The organism is Vibrio sp. V01_P9A10T6, assembly GCF_963877065.1.
Classification (GTDB): Bacteria; Pseudomonadota; Gammaproteobacteria; order Enterobacterales; family Vibrionaceae; genus Vibrio; species Vibrio anguillarum.
The window spans coordinates 1-19,261 of sequence record NZ_CAWNTB010000182.1 but is presented as its reverse complement, the minus strand read 5'-3'; the positions used below and the strand labels follow the sequence as shown (position 1 = coordinate 19,261).

The following is a 19,261-nucleotide window of genomic DNA, read 5'->3' as shown; positions in this document are numbered from 1 at the left end:
GTGTCGCTACAAATTCTCTTGTTAGAGAGTGTAAGTTTTCATCGTACTTAACGGTGACACAATACGGACGCGGGGTGGAGCAGCTTGGTAGCTCGTCGGGCTCATAACCCGAAGGTCGTCGGTTCAAATCCGGCCCCCGCAACCAAATTCAGATTAAGCGTGAATGCGATTAATCATTGCGACACCAGCTCAGTTGGTAGAGCGCAACCTTACCAAGGTTGAGGTAACGGTTATGTGTCGCTCCAGCTTCTTTCAGAGTACTCTCTGAACTCAAACCAGTATTTGGTTTATGCTCTTTCTTTAATGCTGTGAAGCATAACTCCCTAAAATAAAAATAATCTGCAGTTCTAAGCGGATTTATTGCCGTCTTGATAACTTACGTGCTGAATTTCAATACACAGGTTAGTCTCTGTAGAATCTGGCTTTTCGTCGCTATTTATTCTTATTCATTAACAGAGTTATCCACAAAAATTAATTGTGGATAAGTTGGTGTATAACGTGTTTTTAGTGAAGTGCTGGTAAGTGTCAGTGAAAGATCTTTTAATGCGGCTCTGTTCTCTAATCTTGCTGTCTTTCTGTGTAACTAATTGTTTTTAAATTGATTTTTGTTATTTTGTCACCATTGGGTCAACTAACTGTATGATCATTAATATCAAGATCTTTGATCCTTGTCATTAATTGCTGATGTGGCTAACTTTTCTTAATTATAGAAAACAGTGTCGTGTTTAAAATTTTGTCCACAAATTGGTATTTTGAGATACATATCAAAGTCTGTGTTCATTAGTTATGCAATTACCTCATTTTTTACGCATCACGCGGTAACCCTTTCTCGACAATTCGAATTAAGCGCTGCTGCTTCTTATTGCTAGAGCATGCACTCGCTGGCTCCGATGATTTTCGTTTTTGTTCTACTAGCGCCCAATGTATATGTTCGTCTAATAAATCAGACAAGCCTAACCTTGTGTTTAGCGCTGCGATAATGCGTTGTGAATGTGGCGCGTTTCCTAAAGCGATGGAAAGATTACGCAACCATTGCTGGTGGCCAATTCGGCGAATAGCCGAACCTTCCATATAACGTAAGAAGGTGGCCTCATCCCAAGCAAACAGTTCAACTAAGTCTGGTTCATCCAGTGCTTGACGGCGATGAAAATCACTTTGTTGAGTGAGCTCGGAAAAGCGATTCCAAGGGCAGACCAACTGGCAATCATCACAGCCGTAAATGCGATTACCCATTGCCTTGCGAAACTCTTCAGCAATTACGCCATCATATTCTATGGTGAGGTAAGAGATGCATCGGCGAGCATCAACAACACCGTCTTCCACGATGGCTTGTGTAGGGCATGAGGTGATGCAGGCAGTGCATTTGCCACATTGATTACTGCTTGGTGTATCGACTGGCAGCGGCAAATCAATCAGTAGTTCACCAAGAAAAAACCAAGAACCACTCTCTTTATCAAGGATAAGCGAATGCTTGCCAGTCCAACCAAGTCCAGCTTTTTGTGCTAAAGGCCGCTCTAGTATTGGGGCGGAGTCCACAAAAGGGCGATAACCGAGTGCCCCCACTTCTTGTTCAATCTTTTCGCCGAGTTTTTTGAGCTGGTTGCGTACCAGTTTATGGTAGTCACGCCCCAGAGCGTAGCGGCTGATATAAGCGTAATTGGGATTATTCAAATCACTGGCAAACCGAGCATCTGGGGGTAAGTAATTCATGCGTGCGCTGATCACACGGACGGTGCCGGGAAGGAGTTCATGTGGCCTAGCTCGCATCATTCCATGGCGCGCCATCCAGTCCATTTCACCGTGAAATCCAGCATCCAACCATTTCTGCAAAGGCTCTTCGTGCTCACTGAGATCGATATCGCAGATCCCGACCTTTTCGAAGCCAAGTTCACGTGCCCAGATTTTAATTTTGTCTGCCAGTACTTGGTAGTCCACTATCGATGAGCTCGTTGCAAAAAGGGGCGAGGATCTTAACGGATCCTTTATTGAGGATCTAGGAAATGATCGTCTGTGATGTGGATTAAACTGACATAAAAAGCGAGTTTTTTCCTTTTACTTACAGAAGAGAGCTTGTCTCTCAATTCCAACCCAGTTTACTATTCGAGTTCTTTTGATTTTTATATAGTCAATTTTCGACACTTGAGAGCGGTAATTCATGAGTACTAAGATCTTTACCTTAAAAGACGAACAGCAAACGGTAAAATTAGGCGCAGCTTTGGCTAAGCGATGCTCTGCGCAAACCACGCTTTATTTGCATGGTGATCTCGGTGCTGGAAAAACAACCTTCAGCCGTGGCTTCATCCGCGCATTAGGCCATGTTGGCAACGTTAAGAGCCCGACTTATACCTTAGTTGAACCTTATCAACTAGCCGATTGGCAAGTATACCACTTTGATCTTTATCGATTGGCCGATCCGGAAGAGTTGGAATTTATGGGTATTCGTGATTATTTCACACCGGATGCGATCTGCCTTGTTGAGTGGCCAGAAAAAGGCAGCGGTCTACTTCCAACCGCAGATATTGATGTTGAGCTACGCTACGATGGCGAACAAAGGCAAGCTTTTCTGAGTGCAAACAGCCCCTATGGATCCTCATTGCTGAGTCAGTTGGAGTTATGTTGAACATCATCCATTTGTTACGAACGATAACTCTATCGCTTGCGGTTTGGGGCTGTGCTTTATTTACTTCAACGACGCACGCGAATGCATTAGAAGGCGTGCGCGTTTGGCCTTCTCCAGATGAAACTCGAGTGGTTATCGATCTCAAAACTGAAGCGGATTATAGCTATTTCACTTTAAGCAGCCCCGAGCGTTTGGTGGTGGATTTAAAAAACACCACGCTTAATACAAAATTGCCGCTTAAAGTCACGGATAGTCCTGTTCTCAAGCAAATTCGTAATAGCTCGCCTCCGGAGAAAGGGACGTATCGCTTGGTGTTTGAGTTACAGCGCAAAGTGAACCCTCAGCCATTTAAACTTGCGCCAACGCCGGGTGGTCAGTATGGGCATCGTTTGGTGGTTGATTTACCCCACAATTTGGATAGTGACAAGGCGACAGTAAAACCGGCCAGCCAAACTAAAGTGAGCCGCGACGCTTCGCAGTTATTAGGAACCGAGGATATCGTGGTGGCTATTGATGCTGGTCATGGCGGAGAAGATCCCGGCTCGATTGGCCCGACCAAAAAATATGAAAAAAATGCCACCTTAAGTATCTCCAAGAAGATCGCAGATCAAATTAACGCCGTACCGGGAATGAAGGCGGTCATGACACGCAGTGGCGATTACTTTGTCAATCTCAATAAACGTTCTGAAATTGCGCGTCGTAATAAGTCACACCTACTTGTCTCCATTCACGCCGATGCCTTTCATACCCCGCAACCCAGGGGGGGCTCGGTGTTTGTGTTAAATACCAAGCGTGCGAATACGGAAATTGCTCGCTGGGTTGAGAACCACGAACAGCAATCAGAACTGTTAGGTGGGGCAGGTGAAGTGCTGGCAAAAAACAATAGCGATCGAAACGTTAGCCAAACCTTGCTGGACTTGCAATTTAGTCACTCACAAAAAGAGGGTTACAAGGTGGCAACTCATCTGCTAGGCGAAATGGGAAAAGTAGCCCACTTACATAAAGCAGAGCCAGTCAACGCAAGTTTGGCGGTACTTAAGTCGCCCGATATTCCTTCGGTGTTGGTTGAAACGGGTTTTATTTCTAACCCTACCGAGGAACAATTGCTATTTCAGCGCTCGCATCAAGATAAATTGGCTCGCGCATTGGCAACCGCCATCGTCAAGTATTTTGAAGAAAACCCACCCGAGGGCACTCTGTTTGCTAATCGTGGTAAGACGCAAAAGCACAAAGTGCAGCGTGGTGAATCACTCTCGGTTATCGCTAATAAATATGGCACCTCGACTCAAGCATTAATCGCAACCAACAAACTAAAAAATGCCAATTTGTCGATTGGTCAAATCTTAACGATTCCGGCCACGTCAGCTCCGATTCGCGTTCCTGTGGTCAGCAACCCAGTAGAAACGGAAATTGTTACGCATGTGGTGAAATCTGGCGAGTATTTGGGCAAGATAGCGAGCACGTATAAAGTGAGTGTGGATGCGATTAAACGCGAGAATAACTTGCGTTCAGACACCTTAACGCTGGGGCAGAAACTGAAGATAACGGTGAGTTTGAAGGATAAGCCACTGCGTAAGCATAAAGTTGAAAAAGGTGAGTTTTTGAGCAAAATTGCCAGCCAATATCAAGTGAGTCTGAATAGTATTCGCCAAGTAAACCAACTTCGGTCTGATCAGCTCGCCATAGGGCAAGTGTTGATCATTCCCAATAAGTAGTAATGAGTATGACGATTAAGATTCTACCCGCACGTCTTGCTAACCAAATTGCCGCAGGTGAAGTGGTTGAAAGGCCGGCTTCTGTCGTTAAAGAGCTGGTGGAGAATAGCTTGGATTCGGGCGCCTCTCGTATCGATATCGATATCGAAAAGGGAGGTGCGAAGCTTATTCGTGTGCGCGATAACGGGCAAGGGATAGTAAAAGAGGAATTGGCGCTCGCTTTAAGCCGCCATGCAACTTCTAAAATTCACACCTTGGATGATTTAGAGGCGATCGTTAGCTTAGGTTTTCGTGGAGAAGCGCTCGCGAGTATTAGCTCAGTCTCTCGGCTTACATTGACGTCCCGTCCAGCCACGCAAGAACAAGCTTGGGCAGCATACAGTGAAGGTCGAGATATGGCGGTTAATTTGCAGCCAACCGCACACCCGATTGGAACGTCTGTTGAAGTTCTCGATCTGTTCTTTAATACGCCCGCTCGGCGCAAATTTTTACGCACAGAGAAAACAGAATTTACTCACATTGATGAGCTACTAAAACGTATTGCTTTGAGCCGGTTTGATGTCACCATCAATGTGCGCCATAACGGCAAGATGGTACGTCAATATCGAGCGGCTAAAACGGCCGCTCAAGAGGAAAAAAGAATCGCGGCTGTGTGTGGCAACGCTTTTGTTCGCCATATGCTGAACATTGAGTTGGAACATCAAGGGCTTCGCTTGCATGGTTGGATAACGACTCCAGAAGGCGCGCGCCAGCAGAGTGATTTGCAATACTGTTACGTTAATGGGCGGATGATGCGTGACAAGCTGATTAATCATGCTATCCGGCAAAGTTATGAAACCAGCCTGAGAGGCGATCAGTTCGCCACTTATGTACTCTTCATTGAGCTCGATCCCCATCAAGTGGATGTGAATGTCCATCCCGCGAAACATGAGGTGCGTTTCCATCAAGCGCGATTAGTGCATGATTTTATCTATCAAGCACTCAGTAGTGCAATGGCTGAAAGCAAACACATTGAAAAGCCGCAGCTCAAACCATCGGCTTTTCATCAGCCCGATGCGGCGACTGTGGATCGCATTGAGAATGACACTGCAATTGGTAGTGTGTGCCAAGAAACTGAGGGGCATAACACCGTTCCAGAGCAAGTGTGGCAAGCTGTCGACAACACTCCCGCTTATCCACGAAAAGCAGAGCGAGAAAGCACAACCGCGCACGGCATAGCTGAAACGCCAAAGCGTAGCCATTGGCAGCAAAACGGCTCTCCATCTTCTTCTCGGGCGAAAGCTGAGCGCCAGCCAACGGGCTCACCTTCGAGCGGGGAAGTGAAGCTCTATCAAGAGCTGATGGCAACTCAACCGCCAGCTTCAGCAGTCGAACTTTCTCCTATCGCACATCAAGATCAAGGTGAAATGCTGCAGCTCGAACAGTTGGGTAAAGCTATTGCAGTAATCAAAGGGCAGTACCTGTTAATGGGGTCCAAACAGGGCGTCGTATTGCTTTCTCTTATCAAAGGAGCATGGCTGAAAACTCGCGGCCAATTGCATACCGAACAAGGCGGCTTGAAAAGCCAACCTTTACTCGTGCCGCTCTCCATCAAGCTCTCAGCACAAGAACATCAAGCGTTAGCGCATTGCCAGCCGATGTTGAATACGCTAGGGATTGAGCTTAAAGAACGTCATGGTTCAAGCATCATGGTGATGGGCGTACCTCAACCGTTGAGGCAACAAAACCTGCAAAACTTAATCCCAGATCTGCTATCTTACGTGTCCGCTAATTTTACGGCTGATGATGAACCTATTACGGTGGATCTTGTTGCCGATTGGCTGGCTGAACACATCACTGTGGTAAAAAGTGACTACACTTTGTCTGAAGCCATCCAAATGATTTCGGAACTTGAACAGCTTTGGCAAGGGCAACTTCCTCTTCATGATGCGAGTTTTGTCCGCCCCGTTGATTTTTCTACCACCATAGCGGCCTTGTTGGCATAACGAATTAAAAGAATGATGAATCAAACACAACCATTGGCTCTGTTTTTAATGGGCCCGACCGCATCAGGTAAAACAGATTTGGCGATTCGTCTACGCCAAAAATACCCAGTGGAAATCATCAGTGTCGACTCGGCGCTGATCTACAAAGGCATGGATATTGGCACCGCCAAACCTAATGCACATGAACTGGCACTCGCACCTCATCGTCTGATCGATATTTTGGATCCAAGTGAAGCCTATTCGGCGGCGGATTTTCGTCGCGATGCATTACTTGCAATGCATGATATTACCGCGCAAGGTAAAATTCCTCTGCTCGTTGGGGGAACTATGTTGTATTACAAGGCTCTACTTGAAGGGCTTTCGCCACTTCCTGCGGCTAACCCTGAGATACGGCAACAAATTGAGCAAGAGGCTTTGGAGCATGGTTGGGGTCAGTTACACGATCAATTACAAACGATTGATCCGGTTTCGGCGGCAAGAATTCATCCTAATGATCCACAAAGATTGTCACGAGCATTGGAAGTTTACCGAATTTCAGGTAAAACTCTTACAGAGTTAACTCAAACGAAAGGCGAAAGCCTGCCATTTCGAGTTAAACAGTTTGCTATAGCTCCCAAGGAAAGGGCTGAGCTCCACCGTCGAATCGAACTCAGGTTTGAAAAGATGATCGAAGCTGGATTTGAAGAAGAAATGAAAGCACTTTATGCTCGAAACGATCTTCATCCGGATTTGCCATCGATTCGCTGTGTTGGTTATCGACAGATGTGGGACTATTTGGATGGGAATTGTACGTTAGAGGAAGCGGTATATCGTGGAATCTGTGCAACCCGTCAATTGGCCAAGCGTCAGATCACCTGGTTACGCAGCTGGGATGATTTAACTTGGTTAGATAGCGAAAACATTGATCATGCAGTAGAAACTCTCTCAAATGCCATAGCATCTGATGGAGTTAGCTGTGTATAATGTGATCGCTTTTGCGTGATGTACCCTGTAAAGGATCCGTTACTTGATATTTGGCATTATCGCCGTCATAACAAGTAGCAACGGGGTTTTTATTCATTTAGCTCAGATGCAAAGGCCGCACCAATAATGCAGTGCACCACTAGCTAAATAACTACAACAAAATACAAATAAGGAAAATAAAATGGCTAAGGGGCAATCTCTACAAGACCCATTCTTAAATGCACTACGTCGTGAGCGCATTCCAGTATCCATCTACCTTGTGAACGGAATTAAGCTTCAAGGTCAGATTGAATCCTTTGATCAATTTGTGATCTTACTGAAAAACACAGTCAATCAAATGGTGTATAAGCATGCGATTTCAACGGTTGTTCCTGCACGTGCAGTGAGCCACCATACTGCTGAGCCACGCACTGGGTCTGATCGTCCATCAGACAAATCAGAAGAGTAATTCTCTGATTAGTATTATTTACTTACAAAGGAGTTGGTTGCTTGTTTGACCGTTACGAAGCCGGTGAGCGAGCGGTACTTGTTCATATCAACTTCACGCAAAAGGGTGAGTGGGATGATCTCAGCGAGTGTGAAATGCTGGTTTCTTCTGCTGGAGTGTCGACACTGCAAATTATTACTGGCAGCCGTCAAACTCCACACCCTAAATATTATGTCGGTGAGGGTAAAGCCCAAGAGATAGCGCATGCGGTTCAACTTGTTGAAGCGGATGTGGTGATCTTCAACCACGCCCTTTCTCCTGCCCAAGAACGTAATCTTGAACAACTATGCCAATGTCGAGTGATTGACCGTACTGGCCTCATCCTCGATATTTTTGCCCAACGAGCACGAACCCATGAAGGGAAGTTGCAAGTAGAGCTGGCACAATTACGCCACATCTCTACGCGATTAATTCGTGGTTGGACGCACCTTGAGCGACAAAAAGGCGGTATAGGCTTACGTGGACCTGGTGAAACGCAGCTAGAAACCGACAGACGTTTATTGCGTGAACGTATTAAAGCGATATTACGCCGCTTAGAGAAAGTCGCTAAGCAGCGAGAACAAGGACGCCGAGCTCGAAATCGAGCTGAGATTCCCACCATATCGCTAGTGGGTTATACCAATGCGGGGAAATCAACGTTATTTAATCGCATTACTGAAGCTGGGGTTTATGCAGCCGATCAACTGTTTGCAACCCTAGATCCTACCTTGCGGAAAATCGAATTGGCGGACGTTGGTACTGCCGTTCTCGCTGACACCGTAGGATTTATTCGTCATCTGCCGCACGATTTAGTTGCAGCATTTAAAGCCACGTTACAAGAAACTCAAGAAGCTGACATTTTGTTACATGTTGTTGATGCCAGTGATGAGCGTTTTCGTGAGAATATCAAAGCCGTCCATGATGTATTAGAAGAGATTGACGCCCATGAGGTGCCAACGCTTGTCGTCATGAACAAGATCGATAATCTAGAAGGCCAACAACCTCGCATCGAAAAAGATGATGAGGGAATACCGAGAACCGTGTGGTTATCAGCCATGGATGGACAGGGTATTGATCTGCTTTTCGAAGCATTGACAGAGCGATTAGCGAGTCAAGTCATTCAATATCAATTGTGTATTCCACCACTGCACCAAGGTCGCATTCGTAGTGCATTTTCACAAATGAAATGTATTCAACAAGAAGAATATGATCCAGATGGTAATTTGTTGATTAACATTCGTATGCAGCAAGTTGATTGGTTTAGACTAGAAAAAAGAGAAGAAGCAGTTTTGCGTGACTTTATAGTTACTTAAAGGACTGCTACAGTATAACGTCATATCAAATGATGGAGCTTTCTAATGGCGTGGAATGAGCCCGGTAATAACAACGGCAACAATGGCCGCGATAATGACCCTTGGGGTAATAATCGTGGTGACAAAAACAAAGGTGGCCGTGATCAAGGACCGCCAGATTTGGATGAGGTTTTCAATAAACTGAGCCAGAAACTGGGCGGACGATTTGGTAAGAAAGGCGGTAAAGGCCCTTCATTCTCTGGTGGTAGCGCAATTGGCTTTGGAGTCATTGCTGCAATCGCAGTTGCGGTGTGGTTCTTTTCTGGTTTCTATACGATTGGTGAAGCTGAGCGTGGCGTCGTGCTGCGTTTAGGTAAGTATGATCGCATCGTTGATCCAGGTTTGAACTGGCGTCCTCGCTTTGTTGATGAGGTGACGGCCGTTAACGTACAAGCGATTCGCTCACTACGTGCATCGGGTTTGATGCTAACCAAAGATGAAAACGTGGTCACTGTTGGCATGGATGTACAATATCGCGTGTCTGATCCATACAAGTACTTGTATCGTGTGACTAATGCTGACGATAGCTTACGCCAAGCAACTGACTCAGCATTACGTGCCGTGGTTGGTGATTCTTTGATGGACAGTATCTTAACCAGTGGCCGTCAGCAAATTCGTCAAAGTACCCAAACGACCTTGAATCAAATCATTGATAGCTATGATATGGGCTTAATGATTGTCGATGTCAACTTCCAGTCGGCTCGTCCGCCAGAGCAAGTGAAAGATGCGTTCGATGATGCGATTGCGGCGCGAGAAGATGAAGAGCGTTTCATTCGTGAATCTGAAGCGTATAAGAACGAAATCCTGCCTAAAGCAACAGGCCGAGCAGAACGTTTGAAGAAAGAAGCGCAAGGTTATACAGAACGTACGATTAACGAAGCATTGGGTCAAGTGGCACAGTTTGAAAAACTGCTCCCTGAGTATCAAGCCGCGCCAGATGTGACACGTAATCGTCTCTACCTAGATACCATGGAAGAAGTGTATTCAAACACATCTAAAGTGCTAATTGATTCAGAATCCAGTGGCAATATGCTTTATCTACCGTTGGATCGAATTACAGGCCAAGACAGTAAGAATGACACCAAACGTCAAGATAAATCATCATCAACCTATGATCAGATAGAGCTTGATTCACCAACCAGCAGTGATACAGGTAATACACCGTCTCGCTCTAGCAATACACGTCAAGGGAGATACTAGTAATGCGTAAGTTAATGATCCCAGTATTAGTGATTGCACTGGTATTGATGTTGATGTCGCTGTTTGTGATTCCTGAAGGTGAGCGCGGTATCGTTGTCCGTTTCGGTCGTATTCTGAAAGATAACAATGAAATTGCTCGAATCTACGAACCGGGTTTGCATTTTAAAATGCCACTGTTTGATCGAGTAAGAACGTTAGATGCACGTATCCAAACAATGGATGGCCGCTCTGACCGTTTCGTGACTTCAGAGAAAAAAGATGTGATCATCGATACCTATGTCAAATGGCGTATTGAAGACTTTGGTCAATACTACTTGGCAACGGGGGGTGGCAATGCATTGACGGCACAAGCACTGTTAGAGCGTAAAGTGACAGACATTCTTCGTTCTGAAATCGGTTCTCGTGAAATCAAACAAATTGTTTCAGGCCCACGTAATAAAGATGTCTTGCCTGAAAGTGCTGATGATGAAGTCGTCACAACTGAGGCTGCGAAACAAGCATTGGAAATCGATGGTCAGCGTGACCAAGTGATGGAAAATGTGTTGGAAGATACACGTAAAGGCGCACTGAAAGATTTAGGTGTGAGAGTGGTTGATTTCCGTATTAAGAAAATCAACTTACCAGATGAGATCAGTGAATCTATCTATCGCCGTATGCGTGCTGAACGTGAATCAGTAGCTCGTAAACACCGTTCTCAAGGTCGTGAAAAAGCCGAAGTCATTCGTGCTCAAGCTGAACTTGAAGTGGCGACTATCTTAGCGGAAGCGGATAAAACGGCTCGCGTAACTCGCGGTGATGCTGATGCTAAAGCAGCGAAGATTTACTCAGATGTGTACAGTAAAGATCCTGAGTTTTACGGGTTCTTACGTTCGCTGAAAGCCTATGAGAAATCATTTAGCGAGAAGAGTGATATCTTGGTGCTTGATCCTAAGAGTGATTTCTTCAAGTACATGAATAACACCAAAGGTTTGACAACGAAATAATTGACCGTTGTTTATTCAAAGGCTCCTTCAGGGAGCCTTTGTCGTTTATTGGCTTTAAGAGAGAAGGCACTATGTCGAATTCAATCTGGCTTGCTGTGGGGCTGGTGTTAATTGCAGAAGGTATTGGACCGTTAATCGCCCCTAATGGCTGGAGAAAGATGGTGGCAGAGCTCAGCCAGCAGCCCGATCATCAACTGCGCCGCATCGGTGGCTGTCTCGTCGTTGCAGGGGGCATCATTGCGTACTACTTCGCACGATAGTGATGCACAATAGCGCGGTAACCGATTTATTATCAGTTTATCACTATCAGTATCATCACTATCAATAGTGAGGTGGTGGAGTCTCTTCTGATGGATCCGCTAAATGTGAGGCGTCCATATTTTTGACTTTACCAGCCACATATTTCATTTGGTCTTGCATTTTCGTCAGCATGAGCTGCTGTGTTGATAATGCTTGATTGAGTTCATCAATGGTTTGTTCTTGGAAAGCAAGTTGGCATTCCAAGTCACTAACACGCTGTTCTAATTGCTGAATATACTTATCGTTCATAACTAATCGTCGAGTTTCCAAGCTTGAGCAATCCCTGCAGAGCTTCCGGTAATAATTCGTTGCTGATGATCAAAGGCCGCATCATACACCACCGCAGTGGGTGGGCGAGCATCTTTTAGCGGTTCTACTTCGAATCCTTGCTGTTTTTTACCACTTTGAGTATCCCAAACCGCGACTTGGCTTGAAGGATTCCCTGTCACAAGCAACCTGCCATCATCAGAAAAACGCGCCGTAGAGAAAATCAATTGTCGTGAAAAACTGCGCAATTTCGCCTGTTCCTTACCCGAGGAGAGATCCCAAATAATGGATTGATTACCACCATCGGAGGTAAAGGCTAATTTTCCCTCTCGCTGCAGCGCTACTCGATTCACCCGCTGCTCATGTTCAAACGATCGTAAAATTTGCCCACTTTGCGTATCCCAAAGGTAGGCAAAATAATCATTACCTCCTGTCAGAGCAAAGCGGCCATTGGGCGATAGGGCGACAGAATTCACTTTTTCTCGATGAGCAAGGAACTCTAGTCGACGTCCAGTGACTAAATCGACGTAAATCGCTTTACCATTGGATAAACCGAGTAGAACTTGTTTTCCGTTATTGGCAATGTCAATGTCTCGGATCAGCCCATCGGAGATGGACCACAAACCTTGAGCTTGTGTCCAACCTAAGTCCCATACGGCAAAGTTAATTTGGCTAGCGGTCACGGCAAAACGGCCATTATCGGAGAGTCGAATATGAGAAACGGTATTGGCTTGTGGGTCTTGAGGTCCCAATTCGGCTAAGGTTTTGTTTTGTTCAAGATCCCATAGAACGAGTTGTCTTTGTTTGGAATAGAGTAGCGCAAAACGACCATCGCGGCTTAAACCGAAACTGGTCGAACCGTTTGGTTCTATATCCCAACGTTGTACATCGCTGTTAGAGAAAAAACAGCCATTTAACATCAAGATGACAATGCAACCTAGGATTGAATGAGAAATTATTCGCATCAAGTCTAATTATCCGCTTTGAGTGTAAAGACAATCTATCAACATATCGCTATATTGGTACAACTCTGTTTAGCGCACCAGTTTTTCACCGAAATTTGTGCGTAATAACAAAAGGTTTGCCTACAAATTGGAGAAATAAATGAAATCATTGTTTAAAGTGTCACTGCTTGCGGCAACCGTCATGCTTGCAGTTGGCTGCCAGAAAGATGAAGCCCCGAAAACTGAAGCAGCACCTGCAGCAGAACAAGTACAAACGGAAGCGGGAAAAACGGTTCACTTTAAAACAGAAGATGACAAAGCGGCTTACGCGATTGGCGTCTCTTTTGCAAATTACCTCAGCACCAGCATTGAAAAACCAGCCGAAATTGGTATCAATCTGAATAAAGATCTGGTTCTAAAAGGGATTGAACATGTCTTCGCGGGCAATGCTGAGTTGAGTGAAGAAGAGACACGTGCAGCGCTAGAAGCTCTAGATAAACGCGTTTCTGAAACCATGCAAGCGAAAGCCGCTGAAAAAGCGGCTGCTGCTGAAAAAGCTGGTGACGAATTCCGCGCTGAATTTGAAAAACAAGATGGCGTAAAGAAAACTGAATCTGGTTTACTGTACCAAGTACTGACGCCAGCAAAAGGTGAGTCACCAAAAGAGACCGATACTGTTCAAGTTCATTACAAAGGGACACTGGCTGACGGTACTCAATTTGATAGCTCGTATGATCGTGGTGAGCCAGCGACATTCCCACTCAATCGGGTTATTCCTGGTTGGACAGAAGGTGTGCAACTGATGCAAGTGGGAGCAAAATACAAGTTTGTTATCCCGCCGCAACTGGCTTACGGCGAGCAAGATACGCCGACTATTCCAGCAAACTCAACACTTGTGTTTGAAGTGGAGTTACTAAAAATTGATAACGGTAGCGATGCGGCTAAATAATATCAGCCATTGTTGAACCGTTGTAACCAGCTCAAAGGCCTGATGAATCAGGCCTTTTCTGTCTCTAACGACTCACTAATTAGTTGTTCTAAATCACTTGTTAGTGACTTAACAGAGTTTTCGATTAAAATTTTCTGATAAACTTACGTCAATTTGTTGATTTTTCGCTCTAAGGCTAGATAACAGTGACAACGACAGAAACTCTAAACGCGGATATGTTGCTTGAAATGGAATCCGTGCACGTGATGCCATTTAGTGATCACGATAAAATCATTCTTCGATCTTATGAAGCTGTGGTTGACGGTATCGCCAGCCTGATTGGTCCTTTTTGTGAGATCGTTCTGCACTCATTGGAAGATCTCAATACCTCGGCGATTAAAATTGCCAATGGTGAAAACACGGGACGTCAAGTGGGTTCCCCGATCACCGATCTTGCACTGCGTATGTTGAAAGATATTGAAGGATCGGAGCGTAACTTCTCACGATCGTATTTCTCTCGCGCCAAGGGTGGTGTGTTGATGAAATCGATTACGGTCGCGATTCGTAATGGTGATAACCGAGTCATTGGCTTACTTTGTATCAACGTCAATTTAGATGCTCCGTTCTCACAAGTTCTGCAATCATTCATGCCGACTCAGGAAGCTCAGGAAGCCGCCTCATCGGTTAACTTTGCCAGTGATGTTGAAGAGCTGGTGGATCAGACGGTAGAGCGTACAATTGAAGAGATCAACGCCGATAAATCAGTGTCTAACAATACCAAGAATCGTCAGATTGTGATGGAGTTGTACGACAAAGGCATTTTTGACATCAAAGATGCGATTAACCGCGTAGCTGATCGGCTCAATATCTCTAAACATACTGTCTATCTCTACATTCGCCAACGCAAGACCGGAGACGAATGTTAGTGGAGCCAGTATTGAGTTACACATTATTGGTCAATGGCTCAGTGTATGGCACACAGGCAGCGCGTAGTGCTTATCTGTTTGCCTGTGCATTGCTAGAAAAAGGGCATTCACTCAAGCAAGTATTTTTTTATCAAGATGGTGTTTTCAATGGCTCTGCGATCACCGCGCCTGCGAACGATGAGTTTGATCTTGTGAAAGCATGGCAGAAGCTGTCTACTGAACACCATGTACGCTTAGAAACCTGTGTTGCTGCAGCGTTACGTCGTGGCATTATCAGTGAAAATGAAGCTCAGCAACACCAGCTCACTGCGCATAATTTGGCACAAGGTTTTGCACAAACTGGGTTAGGAAGCTTAGCTGAAGCGTTATTAACTCAAGATCGAGTGGTACAGTTTTGAAAAAAATCGGTTTTGTTTTTCATTCTTCGCCTCATTCTAGTTCGGCTGGAAGAGAAGGGCTGGATGCTGTACTGGCAGCCTCTGCCTATTGTGATGCGATCTCACTCTTTTTTGTTGGGCTTGGGGTGACGCAAATCGTCGCCAACCAATCACCGCAACAACTGCTTAGCCGTGATTACATCAGTGCGTTTAAACTGCTTGAGTTATACGATATTGAACACCTTTATCTGTGTGAGCAAAGCGTTGAAGAGTTGGGGTTAGCATCGGCTCAATGGGTAATTGATGTTGAAAAAAAATCGCCTCAGCAAATCGCTCAGTTACTTCACGAGTGCGATCAAGTACTAACTTTCTAAGGTGTACCTATGCTGCATATTGTAAAAGACACGGCAAAACTGGCCTTAGCGCAGCGTTATTGTTTGGCTGAGGATAGTATTATCTTGGTTGAAGAAGCGGTTTATATGAGTAACCCTAGTGCGGGCTCTTTTTTACTACTCAACGATCTGAACAGGGTTTATGTCTTACTTGAGGATCTCTGCGCGCGTGGTGTGCAGGATCTCTGCTCAGTACAAATTACCAAAGTGGATTTCTCTGGTTTGGTTGAACTTACTACTAATCATGAAAAATCAATCACTTGGTAGGTTTTTTTATCACTATTACCCACCCTTTACTTATGGTGGTTAAAAAAGATCTGTATATTTCTTGACACACCTCTCACTGCTGCATAGAATTTTGCGTCCCTATTTGTACTAAGTGCACTAGGGACTAGATTTTTCACAAAGCTTACTTTAAGTAAATTCAGGAGCTAGTTAATGGCAACTATTAACCAGTTGGTCCGCAATCCTCGTGTAAAGCAAGTTGTTAAAAGCAACGTGCCAGCACTAGAAGCGTGCCCACAAAAACGTGGTGTATGTACACGTGTTTACACTACTACACCTAAAAAACCTAACTCAGCACTTCGTAAAGTATGTCGTGTTCGTCTAACGAACGGCTTCGAAGTGACTTCGTACATCGGCGGTGAAGGTCACAACCTTCAAGAGCACTCAGTTGTTCTTATCCGTGGCGGTCGTGTAAAAGACCTTCCAGGTGTGCGTTACCACACAATCCGTGGTGCACTTGACTGTGCAGGCGTAAACGACCGTAAACAAGCTCGTTCTAAATACGGTGTGAAACGTCCTAAATCTTAATGGATTTCCGTTAAGTAAGGCCAAACACTAAATTATTTAATTTTTGAAGAAACTGAAAAGTTTTGGATAACCTGAAAAAGACAACGGAGAATATCCATGCCACGTCGTCGCGTTATTGGTCAGCGTAAGATCCTTCCAGATCCAAAGTTCAAGTCTGAACTGCTGGCAAAATTCGTTAACATTCTTATGGTTGACGGTAAAAAATCTACTGCAGAGAAAATTGTTTACACTGCACTAGACACTATGGCTGAGAAATCTGGCAAAGGTCACTTAGCTGTATTTGAAGAAGCTCTTGAAAACGTACGTCCAGCGGTCGAAGTTAAATCTCGCCGCGTGGGTGGTTCAACTTACCAAGTGCCAGTAGAAGTACGTCCGGTTCGCCGTAACGCACTTGCTATGCGTTGGGTAGTTGATGCTGCGCGTAAGCGTGGTGAAAAATCTATGGCTGCTCGCCTAGCTGCTGAAATGCTAGACGCGTCAGAAAATAAAGGTACTGCTGTTAAGAAACGTGAAGACGTTCACCGTATGGCAGAAGCGAACAAAGCATTCGCTCATTACCGCTGGTAATACCTTCTGTGCTGCGAGGTTCTCTCGCAGCACATTTTCATACTCTAAGGATTACCTTAGTAAGAGGATACAATCGTGGCTCGGAAAACTCCTATTGAGCGCTACCGCAACATCGGTATCTGTGCTCATGTAGATGCAGGTAAAACAACCACTACTGAGCGTATTCTGTTCTACACTGGCCTTTCTCACAAAATCGGCGAAGTTCACGATGGTGCTGCAACCATGGACTGGATGGAGCAGGAGCAAGAACGTGGTATCACTATCACTTCTGCTGCTACGACAACCTTCTGGCGTGGTATGGAAGCACAGTTCCAAGATCATCGCGTAAACATCATTGATACCCCAGGACACGTTGACTTTACAATTGAAGTAGAGCGTTCACTTCGTGTGCTTGATGGTGCAGTGGTTGTATTCTGTGGCTCATCTGGTGTTGAACCCCAGTCTGAAACTGTATGGCGTCAAGCTGACAAATACGGTGTTCCTCGCATGGTGTTCGTTAACAAAATGGACCGTGCTGGCGCAGACTTTTTACGCGTTGTAAACCAAATTAAACATCGTCTTGGTGCGACTCCTGTTCCTATTCAATTAAATATTGGTGCGGAAGAAGAGTTCAAAGGTGTCATCGACCTTATCAAGATGAAAGCCATCAACTGGAATGAAGCCGATCAAGGCATGACGTTTACTTACGAAGACATTCCAGAAGATATGCTTGAGTTGGCCGAAGAATGGCACAACAACCTAGTAGAAGCGGCAGCGGAAGCTAGTGAAGAGTTAATGGAAAAGTATCTTGAAGACGGCGAGCTGACAGAAGCGGAAATCAAACAAGCGCTACGGACTCGTACCATTAACAATGAAATCGTATTGGCCACTTGTGGTAGTGCCTTTAAAAATAAAGGCGTACAAGCGGTATTGGATGCGGTTGTTGAATATTTGCCTTCACCGGTAGATGTACCAGCCATTAAAGGCGTGGATGAAAACGAGAACGAAGTAGAACGTCACGCTGACGACAACGAACCATTCTCGGCACTTGCATTTAAGATTGCCACTGACCCATTTGTTGGCACATTGACTTTCATGCGAGTTTACTCTGGTGTGGTGAACTCTGGCGATGCCGTTTACAACTCAGTGAAACAGAAAAAAGAACGTTTTGGTCGTATCGTACAGATGCATGCCAACAAACGTGAAGAGATTAAAGAAGTTCGTGCTGGCGATATTGCGGCTGCGATCGGCTTAAAAGATGTCACGACAGGCGATACGCTGTGTAACCCAGACTACAAAGTGGTTCTTGAGCGCATGGAATTCCCTGAGCCAGTGATTCAAATTGCGGTAGAGCCTCGCTCTAAAGCTGACCAAGAAAAAATGGGTATTGCGCTAGGTAAACTGGCGGCGGAAGACCCATCTTTCCGTGTCGAAACCGATAAGGAAACAGGTCAAACGTTGATCTCTGGTATGGGTGAGCTTCACCTAGACATCATTGTTGATCGCATGAAGCGTGAGTTCAGTGTGGACTGTAACGTTGGTAAACCACAAGTGGCTTACCGCGAAACTATCCGTGGAAAAGCGGAAGTAGAAGGCAAGTTCGTTCGTCAATCTGGTGGTCGTGGTCAATATGGTCACGTTTGGCTTAAGATTGAACCTGCGGAACTCGGTGAAGGCTTTGTCTTTGTCGACGAAATCGTTGGTGGTGTGATTCCTAAGGAATACATCAGCTCGGTTGCGAAAGGTATCGAAGAGCAAATGAACAACGGTGTGTTAGCTGGTTATCCGATTCTGGATGTGAAAGCGACATTATTCGATGGTTCATATCATGATGTCGACTCAAGTGAGATGGCGTTTAAGATTGCTGGTTCGATGGCGTTCAAGAAAGGTGCTTTAGAAGCGCAGCCTGTTCTTCTTGAACCAATGATGAAAGTTGAAGTAACTACTCCAGAAGATTGGATGGGTGATGTTGTGGGTGACTTAAACCGTCGTCGCGGCATGATTGAAGGTATGGATGAAGGCCATGCAGGCCTTAAGATTATCCATGCTAGAGTCCCTCTATCGGAAATGTTTGGTTATGCAACAGACTTACGGTCTGCCACTCAGGGTCGCGCCTCTTACTCCATGGAGTTTGCAGAGTACGCTGATGTGCCAAAAAATGTTGCAGAAGCAATCATTGCAGAACGTGGTTAACTGTTATTTGTTTAATAACGAATCTATTGCGCTGATGAGAGTTGGCGCATAAAATAGCAATTTCTGGCGCGTCTTGAGCTATATGTGACTCAAGACGAATCATAACTAGGAAGGAACACGATCGTGTCTAAAGCAAAATTTGAACGTACGAAACCGCACGTAAACGTTGGTACTATCGGCCACGTTGACCACGGTAAAACAACTCTAACTGCTGCTATCTGTACTACACTTGCAAAAGTGTACGGTGGTGAAGCGAAAGACTTCGCATCTATCGATAACGCTCCAGAAGAG

General features: G+C 45.2%; 21 protein-coding genes and 1 tRNA gene. 19 read left to right on the top strand and 3 right to left on the bottom strand.

What is annotated here, in order from left to right:
• Nucleotides 1–68: 68 nt before the first annotated feature.
• Nucleotides 69–145, top strand: a tRNA-Met gene (locus AACQ21_RS13815).
• 659 nt (nucleotides 146–804) lie between these two features.
• Here the strand turns inward: AACQ21_RS13815 and queG are convergent.
• Entirely contained in the window at nucleotides 805–1,935 is a 1,131-nt protein-coding gene (queG, locus tag AACQ21_RS13810; protein WP_105977017.1) for a tRNA epoxyqueuosine(34) reductase QueG, read from the bottom strand.
• 220 nt (nucleotides 1,936–2,155) lie between these two features.
• Here queG and tsaE point away from each other — a divergent pair, with 220 nt between their 5' ends.
• The 9 genes from tsaE (at nucleotide 2,156) to AACQ21_RS13765 (ending at nucleotide 11,544) form a co-directional block, all read left to right on the top strand.
• A complete protein-coding gene (tsaE, locus tag AACQ21_RS13805) occupies nucleotides 2,156–2,620 on the top strand; it encodes a tRNA (adenosine(37)-N6)-threonylcarbamoyltransferase complex ATPase subunit type 1 TsaE (protein WP_010318946.1) in 465 nt (154 codons plus the stop codon).
• Nucleotides 2,614–4,335: an N-acetylmuramoyl-L-alanine amidase gene (locus AACQ21_RS13800; RefSeq protein WP_017043316.1), complete on the top strand. Its 1,722-nt coding sequence runs from the start codon at nucleotides 2,614–2,616 to the stop codon at nucleotides 4,333–4,335. Before tsaE ends, AACQ21_RS13800 begins: the two co-directional genes overlap by 7 nt.
• 2 nt (nucleotides 4,336–4,337) lie before the next feature.
• A complete protein-coding gene (mutL, locus tag AACQ21_RS13795; RefSeq protein ID WP_105977016.1) occupies nucleotides 4,338–6,320 on the top strand; it encodes a DNA mismatch repair endonuclease MutL in 1,983 nt (660 codons plus the stop codon).
• Nucleotides 6,321–6,335: 15 nt separating this feature from the next.
• Nucleotides 6,336–7,283 carry a tRNA (adenosine(37)-N6)-dimethylallyltransferase MiaA gene (gene miaA / locus AACQ21_RS13790; protein WP_026028407.1) on the top strand — a complete coding sequence of 316 codons (948 nt, stop codon included), beginning with the start codon at nucleotides 6,336–6,338 and terminating at the stop codon, nucleotides 7,281–7,283.
• A gap of 181 nt (nucleotides 7,284–7,464) precedes the next feature.
• Nucleotides 7,465–7,731, top strand: a complete 267-nt coding sequence (gene hfq / locus AACQ21_RS13785) for an RNA chaperone Hfq (protein ID WP_013857931.1) — start codon at nucleotides 7,465–7,467, stop codon at nucleotides 7,729–7,731.
• A 41-nt stretch (nucleotides 7,732–7,772) separates the two neighbouring features.
• Complete coding sequence (gene hflX, locus AACQ21_RS13780; protein WP_010318941.1) at nucleotides 7,773–9,062, top strand: ribosome rescue GTPase HflX; 1,290 nt, start codon at nucleotides 7,773–7,775, stop codon at nucleotides 9,060–9,062.
• A 45-nt stretch (nucleotides 9,063–9,107) separates the two neighbouring features.
• Nucleotides 9,108–10,301: an FtsH protease activity modulator HflK gene (gene hflK / locus AACQ21_RS13775; protein ID WP_013857930.1), complete on the top strand. Its 1,194-nt coding sequence runs from the start codon at nucleotides 9,108–9,110 to the stop codon at nucleotides 10,299–10,301.
• 2 nt (nucleotides 10,302–10,303) lie between these two features.
• The gene (gene hflC / locus AACQ21_RS13770; RefSeq protein WP_013857929.1) at nucleotides 10,304–11,284 is read left to right on the top strand and encodes a protease modulator HflC; all 981 of its coding nucleotides are present in this window, start codon (nucleotides 10,304–10,306) and stop codon (nucleotides 11,282–11,284) included.
• A 71-nt stretch (nucleotides 11,285–11,355) separates the two neighbouring features.
• The gene (locus AACQ21_RS13765; protein WP_017043313.1) at nucleotides 11,356–11,544 is read left to right on the top strand and encodes a DUF2065 domain-containing protein; all 189 of its coding nucleotides are present in this window, start codon (nucleotides 11,356–11,358) and stop codon (nucleotides 11,542–11,544) included.
• Between the two features lie 61 nt (nucleotides 11,545–11,605).
• On the opposite strand, the gene AACQ21_RS13760 is transcribed toward AACQ21_RS13765, so the two are convergent.
• The gene (locus AACQ21_RS13760) at nucleotides 11,606–11,833 is read right to left on the bottom strand and encodes a SlyX family protein (protein WP_010318937.1); all 228 of its coding nucleotides are present in this window, start codon (nucleotides 11,831–11,833) and stop codon (nucleotides 11,606–11,608) included.
• Between the two features lie 2 nt (nucleotides 11,834–11,835).
• Nucleotides 11,836–12,816 (bottom strand): WD40 repeat domain-containing protein, encoded by a 981-nt coding sequence (locus tag AACQ21_RS13755; protein ID WP_026027456.1) that lies wholly within the window; start codon nucleotides 12,814–12,816, stop codon nucleotides 11,836–11,838.
• 139 nt (nucleotides 12,817–12,955) lie between these two features.
• On the opposite strand from AACQ21_RS13755, the gene fkpA reads away from it, so the two are divergent.
• From fkpA to AACQ21_RS13710, 9 genes are all read left to right on the top strand, one after another.
• A complete protein-coding gene (gene fkpA, locus AACQ21_RS13750) occupies nucleotides 12,956–13,744 on the top strand; it encodes an FKBP-type peptidyl-prolyl cis-trans isomerase (RefSeq protein WP_010318935.1) in 789 nt (262 codons plus the stop codon).
• Nucleotides 13,745–13,929: 185 nt separating this feature from the next.
• Nucleotides 13,930–14,649 carry a helix-turn-helix transcriptional regulator gene (locus tag AACQ21_RS13745; protein ID WP_013857924.1) on the top strand — a complete coding sequence of 240 codons (720 nt, stop codon included), beginning with the start codon at nucleotides 13,930–13,932 and terminating at the stop codon, nucleotides 14,647–14,649.
• Nucleotides 14,643–15,047, top strand: a complete 405-nt coding sequence (gene tusD / locus AACQ21_RS13740; protein WP_010318933.1) for a sulfurtransferase complex subunit TusD — start codon at nucleotides 14,643–14,645, stop codon at nucleotides 15,045–15,047. Before AACQ21_RS13745 ends, tusD begins: the two co-directional genes overlap by 7 nt.
• Complete coding sequence (gene tusC, locus AACQ21_RS13735) at nucleotides 15,044–15,400, top strand: sulfurtransferase complex subunit TusC (RefSeq protein ID WP_013857923.1); 357 nt, start codon at nucleotides 15,044–15,046, stop codon at nucleotides 15,398–15,400. The genes tusD and tusC overlap by 4 nt, the downstream gene beginning before the upstream one ends.
• 9 nt (nucleotides 15,401–15,409) lie before the next feature.
• On the top strand, nucleotides 15,410–15,685 hold the full coding sequence (tusB, locus tag AACQ21_RS13730) for a sulfurtransferase complex subunit TusB (RefSeq protein WP_010318931.1): 276 nt from the start codon (nucleotides 15,410–15,412) through the stop codon (nucleotides 15,683–15,685).
• A 171-nt stretch (nucleotides 15,686–15,856) separates the two neighbouring features.
• Entirely contained in the window at nucleotides 15,857–16,231 is a 375-nt protein-coding gene (gene rpsL / locus AACQ21_RS13725) for a 30S ribosomal protein S12 (RefSeq protein WP_010318930.1), read from the top strand.
• 96 nt (nucleotides 16,232–16,327) lie between these two features.
• Nucleotides 16,328–16,798, top strand: coding sequence for a 30S ribosomal protein S7 (gene rpsG / locus AACQ21_RS13720; protein ID WP_013857921.1), 471 nt, complete (start codon nucleotides 16,328–16,330; stop codon nucleotides 16,796–16,798).
• Between the two features lie 75 nt (nucleotides 16,799–16,873).
• Nucleotides 16,874–18,970, top strand: a complete 2,097-nt coding sequence (gene fusA / locus AACQ21_RS13715) for an elongation factor G (RefSeq protein ID WP_105977015.1) — start codon at nucleotides 16,874–16,876, stop codon at nucleotides 18,968–18,970.
• Between the two features lie 123 nt (nucleotides 18,971–19,093).
• A partial coding sequence (locus AACQ21_RS13710) for a GTP-binding protein (protein ID WP_258174216.1) occupies nucleotides 19,094–19,261 on the top strand: 168 nt, incomplete at its 3' end.